Origin of the sequence: Gordonia sp. McavH-238-E (assembly GCF_022348225.1) — a bacterium.
In the GTDB taxonomy this organism is placed as follows: domain Bacteria; phylum Actinomycetota; class Actinomycetes; order Mycobacteriales; family Mycobacteriaceae; genus Gordonia; species Gordonia terrae.
The window spans coordinates 66736-83542 of the sequence record NZ_JAKRFE010000016.1 but is presented as its reverse complement, the minus strand read 5'-3'; the positions used below and the strand labels follow the sequence as shown (position 1 = coordinate 83542).

The window sequence follows — 16807 nt, the reverse complement described above, 5'->3', positions numbered from 1 at the left end:
CGCTGCGCTCGTCGACTGCTCAACCAGCAGAAGGTGCTCAGTCGCAAGCGGCGAGGAGTTGCTTGAGCTGATCGTCGAAGGCGTCGGCGATCGCCCACGGATCCGGGGTCTGGTCGGTGCAGCCCACGATGCCGATGTTGAGGTTGCCGTCGGCGGAGAACACCGTGATGTTCAGTCCCAGTCCGTGGAAGATCGGGCCGAGCGGGTAGACGCCGGTGACCCGGGCGCCGAGGAAGTACAGCGGGAAGTCCGGACCCGCCACGTTGGACACCAGGACGTTGAAGACCGGTGGATGGGCCGACGCCAGGTTGCGGTCGCCGTAGATCTTCATCATGGTGGACAGCGTTGTGCCCGGGGCGAATTGAGCCCAGGACCGCAGGATGTTCGCATCGATCTCGGCGTGGTGCTCCTTCGAGGTGCGGCTCAGCTCGGCCTGCTTCTGGAGCCGGGCAACCGGATCCGGCTCGTCGGAGGAGAGCTGGGTGAACATCCCGGTCACCTTGTTGGTGCCGCCGACGACCAGGTCCTTCTCATCGGCGCCGTGCACCGAGACCGGGACCATCCCGACCAGCGGGCGATCGGGCAACTCGTCGTGTTCGAGCAGGTAGGTGCGCAGCGCTCCACCCACCATCGCGAGCACCACGTCGTTGATCTTCACGCCGAAGTGGTCCTTCACGCGCTTCACGTCGGCGAGCGAGAGTTGGGTCACGGCGATGCTGCGATGCGGCGTGATGGGTGCGTTGAACCGCGTCCGAGGCGCGCGGAACGGTGCTGGCATCGCCGAATCCTGTTGTGCGCGACGGAACCAGCCGACCGGTACGCCGAGCGTCCGGGGCAGCAGTTTGGCCATCGCCAGGGGACGCTGGACGAAGTAGTTGACCGCCCCACCCGCGGCCATCGCGACGCGCGACGACGGCCCGGCCGACTCTCCCACCTTCTCGGCGTCGAGTTCCGGGGGTTCCGGTGAGAGCGTGCACATCTGCGCCAGCAACTCGGCGCCGGTGACACCGTCGGTCCCGGCGTGGTGCATACGCAGCATGGCGCAGACCCGGCCGTCGGCGAGCCCCTCGATGATCCAGAGCTCCCAGAGCGGCTTGCCCCGGTCGAGCGTCTGACCGGCGAGATGGCCGACCAGCTCGGCGACCTCGCCGGCGCCGGCGGGTGCCGGCACCCCCACGCGGTGGACATGACGCTCGATGTCGAAGTCCTCGTCCTCGATCCAGACCGGGTGGTCGATGTTGAGCAACGAGTTGTCGAGCTTGCGGCGGAACGCGGGGATGGCGGCGATCCGTCGCTCCATCTCCGCACGGATCTTGTCGAACCGATAGCCGCCCGGCATGGTGCTCGGGTCGATCTCGAACAGACCGATGACGTGCATCAGTTGCGAACGCGTCTCGAGGTAGAGAAACGATGCGTCCAATCCACTCAAGCGCTGCATGAGTTCAGCCTCTCCTCGACGTCGGGCACCCACCCCGCAGGCACCCCACGCCATCATGCCGCACCCGGCGTGCCTCGCGGAGCCGGTTCCGCCGACCGCCACGGCCGACTCGGGACACAAGCTCTCCGGCGGTCAGAGCGGCAGCGAGTCCACCATGTCGAGAATGTCCTGACCGTCGGTTTCCAGTACGACGATCATCGCGAGTTCGCGCGCCGGGTCGTCGGTGATCTTGAAGACCCCGCGGCCGTTCTCGTCGATCAATCCCGTTCCGTGCCGCCACCTGACCGGCCGCGACGTCGACGACGACCGCGAGTACTCCGCGTTCAGCGCATCCCTGGACGCAAACCAGAACACCCCGAAAGGACGATCCACCGCACCCGCCGCACACCGCACGACGAAGACGGTGCGGACCTGCCCCGCCCCGGTCTCCGACGGGCCGACCTCGTCCCGGCCACCGGAGTAGCGGCGGATGCACTCCGTGTTCATCCATTGCGCGGCGGTGTCGGGGGCCTGCGGGAGCAACTCCGGGAACTGCGCCACGAGCGGCGCGAACTCTCCCCAGCTCGCACCCGTCCGGACCCGCTGCACCGGCCCGGGCTCGGAGTACACGCCCCCACGCATCGCAACCACCCGGTAGTCATGTTCTCCGGCAGGCACACTCGCGTCCTCGGCCGTCGTCTCCGGCCCCTGGTGGACGACGTATCCGTCACCGCGGAGGAGCTGGTAGGCCGACGCCCCGTCGACCGGGTCCCAGGTCGCGATGACCCGCCCCGGCCGGGCCTGCAGGGTGAGCCCGCCGGGCGGGTCCGGCGCATCGGGTGCCGTCACCGAACGGACCACCGCGAACCCACCGAGCGCCACCACCGCCGAGATCAGCACGATCAACCCGATCAGCCAGGGGCCGGATCCGATCCGTCGCGGCCGGGTCGGGACCGTCGTCGAGATCGGCGAAGTGGGGAGAGCGGGTGGAGTGGGCGAGTTCATCAGATCGGCAACCTCTTCAACACGTCGCCGGCCGCGGCGGCGGGCTCGCCCGGGACGACGACCCACACCACCGATCGGGCGTGGTCACCGTCGTCGAACGTGAGGATCGCCTGACCCTGATCACCTTGCTTGTCCGACAGATACAACGTGCCGGCGTGTCCCTGCGCAGTCGTGTAGTCGACGCCGCGGAGGTCGTACGCGGTCACCTTCGCTGCTGCCGTGGCCTCCTCCGGGGTGTCGTAGGCATCGACGATCACCTGGTACGCAGCCACCTGCGGACCGGAAGGGTCTCCGCTGCCGGCCCCGGTCGGGTTCTCCGCTTCGCGCGTGCACGACACGGTGCGCTTGCTCGACGAGAAGGCGAGGTCGCCGTCCTCACCCCAGCAGCGCATGGCATCGAAACCGTTGGTGCTCAACGGTGTCGCGGGGATGAGATCGTGGTACAGGTCGGCGATCGGTTGCAGCTGGCCCCACGTCATGAAGACATCGACCTGCTCGGAATTCCGCGAGAAGTCCGACACCCGGCCGTCGTCGTGCGCGGCGACCTGGAACGTGTAGGTACCGGGTACCGGTCGGGGCGCGGTGAACTCGGTCGCGGGCCCGGAGTAGATCACGGCGTCGTTCTGGGTGACCACGTAGCCGGTGGCCCCGGCCACACTGTTCCAGGTCAGTTCGACGGCAGTGGTCGTGACCTCCGCGTCCGGCGGGTCCGGGGTGTCCAGAGACGTGGCCGACATGCGCACGAGTCCGATGCCGGCGCCGAGGATTCCGGCGACGAGCACGGCGACGATCCCGATCACGAGCAGCTGGCGCGGACGGCCGACCGCATTCGGTTGCGTCGCATCGTCGTCGGCCGGCCAGGTGGGCGACGGTTCCGGCGGAACCCGAACCGGCGCGAGCGCCGCGGCACGCGGGCCCGGAGCACCGATCGGCGGGCGGGGATCGGTACCGACGCCGGTTCCGGCGGGACGGAGCTCGGCGAGGATCTCCGCGTCCCGACCGTGGGACGCGGGTACCTCCCCGGAATCGGGCACGCCCACCGGGCCGATGAGTGTTGCGCGGGAGTCGAAGACGTCGGCGAGCGCGGCCGCGAATTCCCCCGCCGTCGAGTGTCGGCGGCCCGGCTCCTTCGCGATCGCCCGGGCGAGCACCCGGTCGACGGCCGCGGGGAGGGCCCGGTTGCGGGCACTGGCCGACGGAGGTTCGTGGTGCATGTGGGCCGTCATCAACCCGTGCAGCGACGGTGAGTCGAAAGGCGGGGCACCGGTGAGCAATTCGTACGCGGTGGCGGCGAGCGAGTAGATGTCGCTGCGGCCGTCGACGCGCAGGCCCTCGATCTGCTCCGGCGAGGCATAGCGCATCGTGCCGATGGTGATCCCGGTGCCGGTCAGGTGGGTGACCTCGTCGAGTACCTGCGCGATGCCGAAATCGGTGAGCTTGATGGCTTCGGGACCGCTCGGACCGCCGTCGACACGTTCCTCGCCCGGCGTGATCAGGATGTTGGCCGGCTTGATGTCGCGATGCATGACGCCGCGCCGGTGTGCCGCGTCGAGTCCGGCGGCCGCCCCGGTGATGATCGTGCATGCGAGACCGGGGTCGAGCGGGGACTCCCGGGCGAGCATCCGCGCGGCATCGGTGCCCGGCACGTACTCCATTGCGATCCACAGCAACTCGTCGAACACACCGCGGTCGTAGACGGCGACGATGTTGGGATGGTGCAGGGGCGCGACGATGTCGGCCTCGCGTTCGAACCGGGCGCGGAAGACCGGGTCGGTGGCGTGGACCGACCGGAGCACCTTGAGGGCGTCGGCGCGCGGCAGCCGGGGATGGGCGGCCTTGTAGACCTCGCCCATGCCGCCGCGTCCGAGCACGTCGAGGACGCGGTACCCCGCGATCAGGTCCCCTACCTGGTACATGACGTCCTCACCGATCCGTGTGCGGTGGCAGTGTTGGGCACGAATGGTACCGAGTGTCGCGAAACGCGGTGGATCGCGCCGTTCCGGACTCTACGATCGGCGACGATGGAAACCACCGAGAAACCGACCCCGCCGACCACCGAGTTCACCCACGCAGAACTCGACGAGGCCTTCGCGCAGTTCCAGCGCACGGTCGCCGAGATCGCCGTCAGCCGCGACTGGGATCGCTTCGCCGAGCTGTTCACCGACGATGCCGACTACGTCGAGCACGCCCTGGGCACCATGCGCGGCCGTGAGGAGATCCGGACCTGGATCTGGCGCACGATGACCTCGTTCCCCGGCAGCCACATGACCGGTTTCCCCTCCCTGTGGCATGTGGTCGACGCCCCTACCGGCCGGGTCATCTGCGAAGTCGACAACCCGATGCGTGACCCCGGTGACTCCACCCACATCACCGCCACCAACATCACCATCCTCACCTACGCGGGCAACGGTCGCTGGAGCCGCGAGGAAGACGTGTACAACCCCATGGAGTTCGGTCGGGCGGCCATGCGCTGGTGTGAGAAGGCCCGCGAACTGGGCACCATCGACGAGCCCGCAACGGCCTGGATGGAGACGACCGGGGCCATGTTCGCCTCTCGGCGCTGACCGTTCCGCCGCACCGGGCGAACCCGCGCCCAGCTGGGCGTTTGCGGCGACGCCTGCGGGGGTCGCCGGCGTGACGGATGACACCCTCGCACCCCGTAACGGTTCGCCGGTGCGGCGACGACACCCTCACGACGGACTTGGGACACCGGTGAGCGTGCCGTACGCTAGGACTTTGACCAGTGGCGTCGGGCGCCGGAGCGCACCCCGGCCCGACACACCGCGGTCCGGCGGACCCGGCACGCATCCGCCAAGACGTCGAGCATCACCGACGACGTCGAGAACCACGATCGTGGCAGCGGCCGCGCACGTGGACCGACCCACCAGACACAGACGACGACACACGCACGATGACACACGCGGACACCGTTCGGAGGACACCCATATGGCACGCGACCTGACGCAACTCGAGCTCCTCAAGGAGCTGGCCCCGGTTGCCGAGGACAACGTCAACCGCCACCTCAAGATCGCCAAGGACTGGAACCCGCACGACTACGTGCCGTGGGACGAGGGCCGGAACTTCGCCGCGTTGGGCGGGGTCGACTACGACCCCGAGCAGTCGCAGCTCGACGAGGTCGCCAAGGCCGCGATGATCACCAACCTCCTCACCGAGGACAACCTGCCGTCGTACCACCGCGTCATCGCCGACAACTTCTCCATGGACTCCGCCTGGGGCCACTGGGTCGGTCGCTGGACCGCCGAGGAGAACCGCCACGGCATCGTCATGCGCGACTACCTCGTGGTCACCCGCGGCGTCGATCCCGTCGCACTCGAAGAGGCGCGGATGATCCACATGACCAACGGCTACGACCCGATGCTGGCCGCCGCCGGACGTGTGGACGAACTCGAGGAGCACGCCGACGAGCTGGGCCTGCTGCACTCGGTGGCCTACGTGACCTTCCAGGAACTCGCGACCCGCGTCAGCCACCGCAACACGGGCAAGGCGTGCAATGACCCGATCGCCGACAAGATGCTCCAGCGCATCGCGGCCGACGAGAACCTGCACATGATCTTCTACCGCAACATCTGCGGCGCGGGCTTCGACATCTCGCCCGATCAGACGCTGCGCGCGGTCACCGACATCGTGACCAACTTCCAGATGCCCGGCGCCGGGATGCCCAACTTCCGTCGTCACGGCGTGCTCATGGCCAAGCACGGCATCTACGACCTGCGCCAGCACCTCGAAGAGGTCGTCATGCCGGTCCTGCGCAAGTGGAACGTCTTCGAGCGTGAGGACTTCACCAGCGAGGGCGAGAAGACCCGCGAGGAGCTCGCCGCCTTCCTCGAGCAGCTCGAGAAGGACACCATCCGCTTCGAGGAGATGCGCGACCGTTCGCTCGCCCGCGAGGCCAAGAAGCGGGAGCAGCAGGCATCCTGAGCACCACCCTCCCCTTCAAGGCTCGCTCCGCTCACACCTCAGGGAGCAGCGACCCGGCGCCTTCGACCACCGCAAGCTCGCTCCCCAGCCCCCTGAGGAGCGAGCTTGCGAGCGTCGACCCGAGCCCCCTGAGGAGCGAGCTTGCGAGCGTCGACCCCAGCCCCCTGAGGAGCGAGCTTGCGAGCGTCTCGAAGGGGCTGCGCATCGGTTCGATCGAACTGGCCAGCCCGGTCGTGCTGGCCCCGATGGCCGGTGTCACGAACGTCGCATTCCGCACGCTGTGCCGTGAGCTCGAACTCGCCCGCACCGGCACCGTCTCCGGGCTGTACGTCTGCGAGATGGTGACCGCCCGCGCGCTCGTCGAGCGGCATCCGGTCACGATGCACATGACGACCTTCGGACCGGACGAGAATCCTCGGTCGATGCAGCTCTACACCGTCGACCCGGAGTACACGTATCAGGCCGCGAAGATGATCGTCGACGAGAACCTCGCCGACCACATCGACATGAACTTCGGCTGCCCGGTCCCCAAGGTGACCCGCAAGGGCGGCGGTTCGGCGATCCCCTACAAGCGCACCTTGTTCCGCAAGATCGTCGCGGCGGCGGTCCGCGCCACCGAGGGCACCGACATCCCGGTGACGGTGAAGTTCCGCATCGGCATCGACGACGAGCACCGCACCCACCTCGACGCCGGTCGCATCGCCGCGGAGGAGGGCGCCGCCGCCGTTGCCCTGCATGCGCGCACCGCGTCGCAGCGGTACTCCGGCGAAGCCGACTGGGACGAGATCGCCCGTCTGAAGGACCACGTCACGTCCGTGCCCGTGCTGGGCAACGGCGACATCTTCGAGCCCGCCGACGCGGTCGCGATGATGAACCGCACGGGCTGCGACGGCGTGGTCATCGGACGCGGTTGTCTCGGCCGCCCCTGGCTGTTCGCCGAACTCGCCGCCGAGCTGGGCGGGTTCGACGCCCCGACCCCGCCGAATCTGGGCGAGGTCGCCGACATCATGGTCCGGCACTGCCAACTCCTCGTGGACCACCACGGTGAGATGAAGGGCTGCCGCGAGATCCGCAAGCACGTCGCGTGGTACCTGCGCGGCTTCCCGGCCGGATCGGAGATCCGCCGCCGGATGGCACTGGTCGGCAGCGTCGACGAGCTGCGCGAACTGCTCGCCGAGCTGCCCGCGGACACCCCGTTCCCGTCCGACGGCCACGGCCCGCGCGGCAGGCAGGGATCCCCGGCCAAGGTCGCGCTGCCGGACGGATGGCTCGACGATCCGGACGAGGACGTCGTCCCGGCCGGGGCCGAGATCATGCACTCCGGCGGTTGAACCGGATTGCGAAAACCGTCACAACCGGCGCCTGGCTGAGATGCTTTCTCAGGTGGGATCAGTACTATTGCGCGGAGGTCCCGGCCGCCGGGACCTCCATTCTGTGCGCACCGCGCTGGTCGAGCCCCGATCTGCGGTGACTCGCGAATCAGACCACGGGGCATGAGGAACGTGCATTGAGTCGTAGGACACCGGGCCCGGACGACCCCGAGGCGGGCGACGCCGATCGCTCTCGTCGTGGTCGTCGCGCCGGACGCTCCCACGACGAGCTCGGCCCGACCCCGGGACAGGACGCCACCGGCCCCGTCGGCCCGGGTGACCAGCCCCCCGCACACCCCAGCCTCCGTGAGCCGCGGTCCGCGGATCGATTCGTCCGCGGACGAACGCGGCTGACCGTCCGTCAGCTCATGGAGCAGATGAACGCGGAGGAGTCGTCACCGGTCGAGCCGCCTGCGGGCTCCGGCCGCTCCGGCTCCCGCCGCGCGATGCCCCCGCGTCCGGAGTCGCGGAATCCCGAGACCCCGTCGACGCGCGCACGTTCCCGCCGCCTCGGACAGCCGTTCGGTCAGGGCGCCGAACCGCCGCCACCCCCACGTGCGCCGGGCGCACCCCAGCCGGCGCCCGACGATCGCCCCACCACGGTCCATCGCTTCGACAACGACGTCACCCAGAAGATCCCCACCATCGGCGACTCCGCACCGGACCTGTCCGACCGTGCGACCGAGAAGCGGGCCATCGAGGAATCCAGGGGCCAGGAACCGGTCGCCGGGTCTCCGTCGGGGAGCCCGGTCGCGCAGGCACCGCTCGAGCGCACCCCCGATCTCACCGGACCCCTCGCGCTGCGTTCGGCACCCCGGCGTCATCCCGGACGCGACGAGGACCGTCAGGGTGCGATGCTCCGCAAGACCGCCGCGACCGGACGGATCCTGGTCGCCATCGCATGTGTCCTCGCGCTCGTCGGCACCGGCTTCGTCTGGGGCTACCTGCAGTCGTGGAACGGCAACTGGCGCAACGTCACCGCCGTCGATCCCGATGACCAGAACATTCGCAACAAGGACGCCCAGTACGGTGACGAGACCTATCTGATCGTCGGAACCGACACGCGCGGCGGACAGAACGCCAAGGTCGGGGCAGGCACCACGGCCGACGCCGACGGTGCCCGATCGGACACCGTCATCCTGGTGAACATCCCCGCGAACCGGAGTCGCGTCGTCGCAGTGTCGTTCCCGCGGGACCTGCAGGTGGACCAGCCGGCCTGCCGTGCCTGGGACAACGCGACGGGCGCCTACGGCGCCGAGATGGCGCCCGCCGACGACGTCAAACTCAACGGCGTCTACGCCGCGGGTGGACCGCAGTGCCTCGTCCGCGTGATCACCGCGATGAGCGGTCTGAACATCAACCACTTCATCGGCATGGACTTCTACGGTTTCGAGAAGGTCGTCCGTGCGATCGGCGGCGTCGAGGTCTGCTCGACGGTGCCGCTCTACGACTATGAGATCGGTCAGATCCTGCGTAAGCCCGGCAAGCAGAAGCTGACCGGTCGACGGGCGCTCAACTACGTGCGGGCCCGCAACATCTCCTCCGAGGGCAACGGCGACTACGGGCGCATCAAGCGTCAGCAGTTGTTCATGTCGTCGCTGCTGCGGTCGTCTCTGTCGGGCAACGTGCTGTCGAACCCCAACAAGCTCAACGGCATCGTGAACACGTTCATCGAGTACAGCTATGTCGACGGTGTGGACACCCAGTCGCTCATCAGCCTGGCCGAGTCCATGCAGGGCATCGAGGCCGGACGCGTCTCGTTCCTGACGATCCCGACATCGGGAACGTCCACTGACGGCGCCAACAACGAGATCCCGCGCACCAGCGACATCGACGCGATCTTCGACGCCATCATCGACGACCTGCCCCTACCGGGTGAACAGGCGCGCAAGAAGCCGCCGTCATCCTCCAAGGCCCCCTCGAGTTCGGATGCCCCGAGCACCAGGGCCGACACGTCCGCTCCCGGACCGGTCACCGCGACGGCACAGAACCCCGGCAATGTGGGCGTCCGGGTGCTCAACGGCACCGATCGCACCGGTCTCGCCACCGAGGTGTCCGAACAGCTCACGCCGTACGGCTTCGACGTCCGCGGTGTCGCCGACGCCTCGGAGAACCGCGACGACACGGTCGTCCGCTACGGCCCAGGACAGCGCGATGCCGCCGCAACGCTGGCCGAGATGTTCCCCAACGCCAGCATCCAGCTCGATCGCACGGTCAAGTCCGGCGTCGAGCTCATCGTCGGGGCGGATTTCACCGGCTCTCTCGGATCGGTTCCGGCGTCCGGGGCAACCCTGACGGCGAATCAGCTCGCACCCGCCGAGAACACCGGCAATCTGCCCAATGACCTGGCGATCACCAACGCGGGCGACACCACCTGTACGTGATCACGGGCGGTCGCAGAGGCCCGGATGGACGGATCTGCACCCGACGTTCACCGCACGTTCATCGGTCGGAGTCGGTCCCGTCCGATCACGCACGTATCCTGGCAACATGCGTACCGCCTACCAAGAGCAACTCGAGGCCTTGACCTCGGTATTGGGTGAGATGTGCGAGCTCGCCGGCACCGCGATGGCGCGCGCCACGCAGGCACTGCTGCAGGCCGATCTCGCCATCGCCGAAGAGGTCATCGGGGACACCGACCGGATGAGCCAGCTGACGGCCCGCGCCGAGGAACAGTCCTTCGCGCTACTCGCGTTGCAGGCGCCGGTCGCCGGCGATCTGCGCGGGGTCGTCAGCGGATTCCAGATCGTCGCCGACGCCGACCGGATGGGCGCCCTGGCGCTGCACGTCGCGAAGGTCGCCCGTCGTCGCCACCCGGCGAAGGCGCTGCCCGAAGAGGTCAACGGTTACTTCGCCGAGATGGGTCGCCTGGCGGTGACGCTGGCGAAGAACGCGCACGAGGTCCTGGTCACCAGCGACCCGCAGGCCGCGCTCCGCCTCCAGGAGGACGACGACGCGATGGACGACCTCCACCGCCATCTCTTCACCGTCCTCATGGACCGCGAGTGGAAGCACGGCGTCGCGGCCGCTGTCGACGTCACGCTGCTCGGCCGCTACTACGAGCGATTCGCCGACCACGCAGTCCTGATCGGCCGTCGCGTCGTGTTCACCGCGACCGGCAAGACCCCGGAGCAGTTCCAGAGCGTGGGGTGATTTCCCTCGCTCGACGCGGATCGTCGAGCAGAGGACCACACCGAAAGAGGCCGAGAATTCAGTTTCCGACACTGAACTCGGCCTCTTTTCACGTTCGTGAAGAACTGTGCCCGAAGTGAGGCCGGCGAGATTTCACACGCGCCGAGGTCGTCGTTAGGGTGGCGGTCATGGCCCAGCACTATCCGACCGAGCCCGATTTCAATGCGGTGACCGACGAGGACGCCGAGGCTGCCGCCCACCGCCGCAAGATACTCGCGTATCTGGGTGTGACAGCATCGCTGGTCGCCCTGCTGGCGATCCTGCTAATCAACATGTGACGCACGACGAAGCCCGCTCCCCGGATGGGTGAGCGGGCTTTGTCGGTCTCGCGTCGGGTTCTAGCCGAAGCGGCCCGAGATGTAGTCCTCGGTCTCCTTCTTCGTCGGGTTGGAGAACATCGTCTCGGTGTCGTTGATCTCGACCAGCTGGCCGGGCTGGCCGACTGCCTCGAGGTTGAAGAACGCGGTCTGATCGCTGACGCGAGCCGCCTGCTGCATGTTGTGGGTCACGATGACGATGGTGTACTCCTTCTTGAGTTCACCCATCAGATCCTCGATGGCCAGCGTGGAGATCGGGTCGAGCGCCGAACACGGCTCGTCCATGAGCAGGACGTCGGGCGAGACCGCGATCGCGCGGGCGATGCACAGACGCTGCTGCTGCCCACCCGACAGTCCGCCGCCCGGCTTGTCCAGGCGGTCCTTGACCTCTTCCCAGAGGTTCGCGCCGCGCAGGCTCTTCTCGGCGACGTCGTCGAGCTGGGAACGGTTCCGCACGCCCTGCAGGCGCAGACCGGCGACGACGTTGTCGCGGATCGACATGGTCGGGAACGGGTTCGGCCGCTGGAACACCATGCCGATGGTCGCACGCACGCTGACCGGGTCGACGGTCTTGCCGTAGATGTCCTCGCCGTCGAGGAGCACGCTCCCCTTGGCGTAGGCACCCGGGGTCACCTCGTGCATGCGGTTGAGGGTTCGCAGCACCGTCGACTTGCCACAGCCCGACGGGCCGATGAAGGCGGTGATGCAACGCGGCGGGACCTCGAGGGTGACGTCCTTGACCGCGTGGAAATCGCCGTAGTAGATGTTCAGGTCTTTGATGTCGAGGCGCTTGGCCATGGCAGTGGTCCGTTCTGGAAAAGATGACCCGAGAAGGGTGAGGAGGTCAGGAGGTCTTGGGGGCGAAGAGTTTCGACACCGCCTTGGCACCGAAGTAGACGATGGCGACGAGGATCACCAGTGTCAGTGCCGCGCCCCACACCTGGTCGAACGCGCCCGGTCCGTTGTTGTACTGCTGCACCATCATCAGTGGCAGTGACTGCTGGTTGCCGTCGAAGGGATTCCAGTTCATCGCCCGGGTGGCACCGACGAGGATCAGCACCGGTGCCGATTCGCCCATCACGCGGGCGATGGCCAGCATGACGCCGGTGACGATGCCCGACAGCGCCGTCGGGAGAACGATCTTCACGATGGTCTTCCACTTCGGGATGCCCAGCGCGTACGACGCCTCCCGAAGGTCCTGCGGCACGATCTTCAACATCTCCTCCGTGGCGCGCACCACGAGCGGAACCATCAGCAGCACCAGCGCGATGGCCACCACGAAGCCCGACCGGGGAAGTCCGAGCGTGGTCCGCCACACCGCATAGACGAAGAGAGCGGCGACGATCGACGGAACACCGGAGAGGATGTCGACCATGAAGGTGGTGACCCGCGCCAGCAGCGACTTCTTGGTCGCGTACTCCACCAGGTAGATGGCGACGAAGATGCCCAGCGGGATGGAGATGACCGCGGCGAGCGCGGTCTGCATCAGGGTGCCGACGATCGCGTTTGCCGCCCCGCCGCGCCGCTCGGCCTGAGTCCACCAGTCGATGTCGACGATCGTCTCGATACCGCGCGACACCAGGGTGAACACCAGCCAGAGCAGGGGAACCAGCGCCAGCAGAAGGGCGGCGATCACGGCGGCGCGCACGGCCCCGTCGGTGAAACGCCTGCGCCCGGACATCGGGGTGAAGCCGGAGGGCTTCTTGACCGGGTCGGCCGCGGAAGTTGTCGTGGTCACAGACATGGTCACTTCTTTCCGGCGACGACCGCGCGGGCGGCGGCGTTGACGATGAAGGTCAGGACGAACAGGGTGAGGCCGGCGGAGATGTAGGCGCCGGTCTTGGCCGGGGAGTCGAACTCGGCGGCGTTGTTGGCGATCTTCGTCGCGAAGGTCTCGCCGCTCTCCATGAGGTTGAAGTTCATGGGTCCGACGGTCGAGATGATGAGCAGCAGGGCCATCGTCTCACCGAGTGCGCGGCCCAGGCCGAGCATCGATCCGGAGATGTATCCGGAGAACCCGAAGGGCAGCACCGCGACCTTCACGACCTCGAACTTGGTGGCGCCCAGTGCCAGCGCGGCCTCCCGGTGGCCCTTCGGGGTTTGCATGAAGACCTCGCGGGTCACCGCGGTGATGATCGGCAGGATCATGACCGCGAGCACGATCCCCGCGGTCAGCAGCGTTCCGCCGGTGCTCATGTTGGCGACCTGGGTGGGCTGCTGGAAGAACGGCAGGAAGCCGAGGTTCCCGACCAGCCACTCGTTGACCGGGACCAGAGCGGGACCGAGGACGAGGATGCCCCAGAGGCCGTAGACGATCGAGGGCACCGCGGCGAGGAGGTCGACCGTGTAGGTGATCGGGCCGACGAACCGCTTCGGTGCGTACTCGGTCAGGAAGATGGAGATGCCGAGCGCGACGGGCATGGCGATCAGCAGCGCGATCACCGAGACCACGACCGTGGCGTAGAACAGCTGCGGGATGCCGAAGGCGAGCTGATCTCCGCTGGTGATCCACTGACCCGTGTAGGTGAAGAAGTTCTCCTCGTTCTTGGCCAGCGACGGGATCGCCTGCGCGAGGAGGAAGAGCGCGATAAGCGCGATGACGATGGAGACCACGAAGCCCGAGCCGACGGCGAGGGTGCGGAACACCCGGTCGGCCACGCGATGATGTGCGGCTGCGTGGAGCGAGGATTCGGGTTGGTCGGGCGATGACCCGGGGGTCTGGCGTTCGCCGGTGTCCGGCGGGATCGCGCCACCCTCTTTGCTCAGCGAGGTCATGCGTCCTTCTTGTGATTCGGCTCTGGTCATTGGGGCACTTCCCGCCGTCTCGTGGACACGCGAAATGTCGTGTCAGTGTGTCAACCACGTGCGCGGGGCCGCAACCGAAGCGGCCCCGCGCACGCGATCAGATGGGGTTGATCAGGCGTTCCCGGGCCCACCGGACAGCGAGTCGATGGTTCCCTGCAGCTTGGCCTTGAAGGCGTCGGGGACCGGCACGTAGCCGATCTCCTCGAGGCCGGCCTGGCCGTCGTTCAGGACCGCGGTGAAGGCGTCCTTCAGCGTCTGGCTGGTGGCCTCGTCCTCGTAGCCTGCCGAGCAGACGATCGAGTACGGGGTGAGCAGCAGCGGGTAGGCGCCCGGGGCCTTGGAGGCGAACAGGGCGTCGGTGTCGACGACGAGGTCCTTGCTTGCCGGATCCTTGAAGGCCAGCGACTCGAGCGCGTTGCCCGCGCTCTCGGCGTTCAGGGCGACCGGGCCGGCACCGAAGTCGACCTGGGCGACGCCGAGGTCGTTCTCGGTCGCGAAGCCCCACTCGACGTAGGTGATCGAGCCGGGGGTCTTCTTGACGGTGTCGCCGACGCCGGTCGACTTCGAAGCACCGGAACCGACGCCCTTGGGAGCGAATTCCTTGCTGTGCTCGTACGGCCAGTCGGCGGGAGCCGAGTTCTCCAGGAAGCGCTGGAAGTTGTCGGTGGTGCCCGAGCTGTCCGAACGGTAGACCGGGACGATGTCGGTCGCGGGCAGCTGCACGCCCGGGTTCAGCGCCGCGATGGCCGGGTCGTTCCAGCTGGTGATCTTGCCGTTGAAGATCTGTGCGATGACGCTCGGGTTGAGCTTGAGGTCCTCGACGCCGTCGAGGTTGTAGGCGACCGCGACCGGGCCGACGACCAGCGGCAGGTGCCACGGGGCGTTGCCGTTGCAGCGCGCGGTGGCGTCGGTGACCTCGTCGTCCTTGAGGGCCGAGTCCGAGCCGGCGAAGTCGACGTCGCCCGCGATGAACTTCTTGATGCCATCGCCCGAGCCGCTGCCGGTGTAGTCGAGCACGATGTCGGTGTTGTCGGTCAGGACCTGGCTGAAGTGCTCCATGGCCTTCTGCTGCGCGGTCGAGCCCTCGCCGCTGACCGTCTGTTCGCTTCCCCCACCGCACGCCGTCACGAGGGTCAGTGCCGCAATCGCCGACACCGACGCAAGGGCGCCGTTCCGATTGATTTTCACCGCTGGTGTTGCCTTTCCGTTCGCGTTCTCCGCGCCGACTGGCGTCGGGTCCGGAGTGTCCGATTGGAAAGCTATGGGGGCGCGGTGGACTGATCCCCTACAAAAGATGAACTGCGGGTGAACTGGCCAAGGCAGACGGGGTGCTACCTGCCCGGAGGCGATCGTACGTGATCTGCGTAACCCGACAATCGAGACTTAGGCAAGCCTTGCTATAGTTCTGCGGATCGTACTCATGGCCACACCCTCACCCACCCCGCCTTCGACCCCCCGGCACGTCGACCCCGCGGCACCCCGACCCGGCACGCTTCCGCGTTTCCGCTGCGCGGCGATCGACCTGCTGCACGGGCACAACCGAGCGGCATTGGTGATCGGCCCACTCGACCTTCCGTCCCGCGCCGTGGCAGCCGAGCGGATCGTGCGCCTGGCGCGGTTGGGCCCGCACACCCGCGTCGGACTCCTGCCCTCGCCCCATCGACGGGACTGGGTGTTCGATCCCGATGCAGCGGCCGACTCGGTCGCCGACGCACCGCCCCCCGCGCCGGGGACGGACCCGGCCCGCCTGTTCGAGGCGCTGTACGCGTTGCCGCACAGGCCGATACGGATCGTGCTGGCGGGCGACCACCTCGCGCTGGACTACGACCACGGACTCGGCGACCTCACCCTGCTCAACCTGATCGTCGACGTCATCGTGGGCGCGGTCGACCCGTCGACACTGCCTCGGCGGGGGCCGGCGGTCTCACCCCTGCTGGTCGCCTCCGCACTCACCGTGGCCGACCCGCGCCGGGTCGCCGCGCTCCTGCGCTTCCGGTCGCACCGCGAACCCGCCGAGTCGGCGTTCACGAACCGTCCGGTCCCACCACGGCGGCCGGTGTCGGCGAATGTCCACATCGCGGCCCCCGACGTGAATGCGATCCGCGCCGCGCGGACGTCGTCGATGCCGCAAACGGGACTCTTCGCCGTCTGTACGGTCGCCCTGGTCGAGGCACTGACCGAGGCCGGCGTCCGGCTGGACCCGATGGTCACACTGCCCTTCGACGTCCGCACCTCCCTACCCGCCCGGGTGCGCACCTACGCCAACTTCTCTGCCGGACTGAGCTTTCCGGTCGATCACACGACATCGGCCCCCGCGCTGCAACGCGCGATGACCGCATCGGCCCGGATGGGACGTCCGACGGCCAACCTGGCCGTCGCCACGATCAAGACGCTGCGTCGCCACAGCCACCGGTCGGCGTCGCCGGGTCAACACATCCACGTCCCGGCCGAGGGTGAGGTCCGTGCCGAACTGCTGCATTCGAGCGTCGGCCACCTCCCCGGCCGCGAGCGCGGCTGGCAGTGGTCCGACCCCGCCCGCGCCGCGGTCATCGCCGTGGCCACACCGCCGTCGGCAGCCGGGATCACGGTGACGACCGGTTTCGTGGGGGGCGGGATCTCCATGACCGCTGCCTTCCGCGACGACGTCTTCGACCCGGCACGCATTCGCGCGGCGATGGAAGCCGTCGCCGGGCACGCCGCGCGGATCGTCGGGGTGCCCTGACGTCCACCGGTCCCCCGTCCCACCCGTGAAGTCCACCTGA

15 protein-coding genes are annotated in these 16807 nt (G+C 68.2%); 7 read left to right on the top strand and 8 right to left on the bottom strand.

All coding sequences use genetic code 11. The annotated features are described in order from the left end of the window. Nucleotides 1-37: 37 nt before the first annotated feature. The 3 genes from MHN80_RS21250 to MHN80_RS21240 all read right to left on the bottom strand — a co-directional run bounded on the left by MHN80_RS21250 (nucleotide 38) and on the right by MHN80_RS21240 (nucleotide 4338). On the bottom strand, nucleotides 38-1438 hold the full coding sequence (locus tag MHN80_RS21250; protein ID WP_004021999.1) for a wax ester/triacylglycerol synthase family O-acyltransferase: 1401 nt from the start codon (nucleotides 1436-1438) through the stop codon (nucleotides 38-40). A gap of 132 nt (nucleotides 1439-1570) precedes the next feature. After that, complete coding sequence (locus MHN80_RS21245; RefSeq protein ID WP_239403535.1) at nucleotides 1571-2422, bottom strand: fibronectin type III domain-containing protein; 852 nt, start codon at nucleotides 2420-2422, stop codon at nucleotides 1571-1573. Next, nucleotides 2422-4338, bottom strand: coding sequence for a protein kinase (locus MHN80_RS21240; protein WP_239403531.1), 1917 nt, complete (start codon nucleotides 4336-4338; stop codon nucleotides 2422-2424). Before MHN80_RS21240 ends, MHN80_RS21245 begins: the two co-directional genes overlap by 1 nt. A 105-nt stretch (nucleotides 4339-4443) precedes the next feature. Here MHN80_RS21240 and MHN80_RS21235 point away from each other — a divergent pair, with 105 nt between their 5' ends. Then, a complete protein-coding gene (locus MHN80_RS21235) occupies nucleotides 4444-4986 on the top strand; it encodes a nuclear transport factor 2 family protein (protein ID WP_064569787.1) in 543 nt (180 codons plus the stop codon). Between the two features lie 382 nt (nucleotides 4987-5368). Then, complete coding sequence (locus MHN80_RS21230; RefSeq protein ID WP_004022003.1) at nucleotides 5369-6361, top strand: acyl-ACP desaturase; 993 nt, start codon at nucleotides 5369-5371, stop codon at nucleotides 6359-6361. 31 nt (nucleotides 6362-6392) lie between these two features. Here the strand turns inward: MHN80_RS21230 and MHN80_RS21225 are convergent, their stop codons facing one another. Beyond that, nucleotides 6393-6566: a hypothetical protein gene (locus tag MHN80_RS21225; protein WP_239403525.1), complete on the bottom strand. Its 174-nt coding sequence runs from the start codon at nucleotides 6564-6566 to the stop codon at nucleotides 6393-6395. Nucleotides 6567-6606: 40 nt separating this feature from the next. Here MHN80_RS21225 and dusB point away from each other — a divergent pair, with 40 nt between their 5' ends. The 4 genes from dusB (at nucleotide 6607) to MHN80_RS21205 (ending at nucleotide 11201) form a co-directional block, all read left to right on the top strand. Further along, nucleotides 6607-7692, top strand: coding sequence for a tRNA dihydrouridine synthase DusB (dusB, locus tag MHN80_RS21220; protein ID WP_064569798.1), 1086 nt, complete (start codon nucleotides 6607-6609; stop codon nucleotides 7690-7692). A 176-nt stretch (nucleotides 7693-7868) separates the two neighbouring features. Next, nucleotides 7869-10115, top strand: coding sequence for an LCP family protein (locus tag MHN80_RS21215; protein ID WP_239403524.1), 2247 nt, complete (start codon nucleotides 7869-7871; stop codon nucleotides 10113-10115). A gap of 106 nt (nucleotides 10116-10221) precedes the next feature. Then, the gene (phoU, locus tag MHN80_RS21210; protein WP_004022006.1) at nucleotides 10222-10884 is read left to right on the top strand and encodes a phosphate signaling complex protein PhoU; all 663 of its coding nucleotides are present in this window, start codon (nucleotides 10222-10224) and stop codon (nucleotides 10882-10884) included. Nucleotides 10885-11051: 167 nt separating this feature from the next. Beyond that, entirely contained in the window at nucleotides 11052-11201 is a 150-nt protein-coding gene (locus tag MHN80_RS21205; protein ID WP_239403522.1) for a hypothetical protein, read from the top strand. Nucleotides 11202-11261: 60 nt separating this feature from the next. On the opposite strand, the gene pstB is transcribed toward MHN80_RS21205, so the two are convergent. The 4 genes from pstB to pstS all read right to left on the bottom strand — a co-directional run bounded on the left by pstB (nucleotide 11262) and on the right by pstS (nucleotide 15233). After that, nucleotides 11262-12038 (bottom strand): phosphate ABC transporter ATP-binding protein PstB, encoded by a 777-nt coding sequence (gene pstB / locus MHN80_RS21200; RefSeq protein ID WP_004022008.1) that lies wholly within the window; start codon nucleotides 12036-12038, stop codon nucleotides 11262-11264. A 46-nt stretch (nucleotides 12039-12084) separates the two neighbouring features. Beyond that, complete coding sequence (pstA, locus tag MHN80_RS21195; RefSeq protein ID WP_004022009.1) at nucleotides 12085-12984, bottom strand: phosphate ABC transporter permease PstA; 900 nt, start codon at nucleotides 12982-12984, stop codon at nucleotides 12085-12087. Nucleotides 12985-12986: 2 nt separating this feature from the next. Then, nucleotides 12987-14015: a phosphate ABC transporter permease subunit PstC gene (gene pstC, locus MHN80_RS21190; RefSeq protein WP_004022010.1), complete on the bottom strand. Its 1029-nt coding sequence runs from the start codon at nucleotides 14013-14015 to the stop codon at nucleotides 12987-12989. Nucleotides 14016-14156: 141 nt separating this feature from the next. Beyond that, nucleotides 14157-15233 (bottom strand): phosphate ABC transporter substrate-binding protein PstS, encoded by a 1077-nt coding sequence (pstS, locus tag MHN80_RS21185; protein ID WP_239403520.1) that lies wholly within the window; start codon nucleotides 15231-15233, stop codon nucleotides 14157-14159. A 232-nt stretch (nucleotides 15234-15465) separates the two neighbouring features. Between pstS and MHN80_RS21180 the strand changes: the two genes are divergently transcribed. After that, nucleotides 15466-16767, top strand: a complete 1302-nt coding sequence (locus MHN80_RS21180; RefSeq protein ID WP_239403516.1) for a hypothetical protein — start codon at nucleotides 15466-15468, stop codon at nucleotides 16765-16767. Nucleotides 16768-16807: the final 40 nt, after the last annotated feature.

Excerpts from the sequence above, each read along its gene's own strand:
- dusB (WP_064569798.1), top strand. The coding sequence starts at position 6,607 with ATGGCCGGTGTCACGAACGTCGCATTCCGCACGCTGTGCCGTGAGCTC.
- pstA (WP_004022009.1), bottom strand. The coding sequence starts at position 12,984 with ATGTCTGTGACCACGACAACTTCCGCGGCCGACCCGGTCAAGAAGCCC.
- MHN80_RS21245 (WP_239403535.1), bottom strand. The coding sequence starts at position 2,422 with ATGAACTCGCCCACTCCACCCGCTCTCCCCACTTCGCCGATCTCGACG.
- MHN80_RS21180 (WP_239403516.1), top strand. The coding sequence starts at position 15,466 with ATGGCCACACCCTCACCCACCCCGCCTTCGACCCCCCGGCACGTCGAC.
- MHN80_RS21235 (WP_064569787.1), top strand. The coding sequence starts at position 4,444 with ATGGAAACCACCGAGAAACCGACCCCGCCGACCACCGAGTTCACCCAC.
- phoU (WP_004022006.1), top strand. The coding sequence starts at position 10,222 with ATGCGTACCGCCTACCAAGAGCAACTCGAGGCCTTGACCTCGGTATTG.
- MHN80_RS21230 (WP_004022003.1), top strand. The coding sequence starts at position 5,369 with ATGGCACGCGACCTGACGCAACTCGAGCTCCTCAAGGAGCTGGCCCCG.
- pstC (WP_004022010.1), bottom strand. The coding sequence starts at position 14,015 with ATGACCTCGCTGAGCAAAGAGGGTGGCGCGATCCCGCCGGACACCGGC.
- pstB (WP_004022008.1), bottom strand. The coding sequence starts at position 12,038 with ATGGCCAAGCGCCTCGACATCAAAGACCTGAACATCTACTACGGCGAT.
- MHN80_RS21250 (WP_004021999.1), bottom strand. The coding sequence starts at position 1,438 with ATGCAGCGCTTGAGTGGATTGGACGCATCGTTTCTCTACCTCGAGACG.
- MHN80_RS21240 (WP_239403531.1), bottom strand. The coding sequence starts at position 4,338 with ATGTACCAGGTAGGGGACCTGATCGCGGGGTACCGCGTCCTCGACGTG.
- MHN80_RS21205 (WP_239403522.1), top strand. The coding sequence starts at position 11,052 with ATGGCCCAGCACTATCCGACCGAGCCCGATTTCAATGCGGTGACCGAC.
- MHN80_RS21225 (WP_239403525.1), bottom strand. The coding sequence starts at position 6,566 with ATGCGCAGCCCCTTCGAGACGCTCGCAAGCTCGCTCCTCAGGGGGCTG.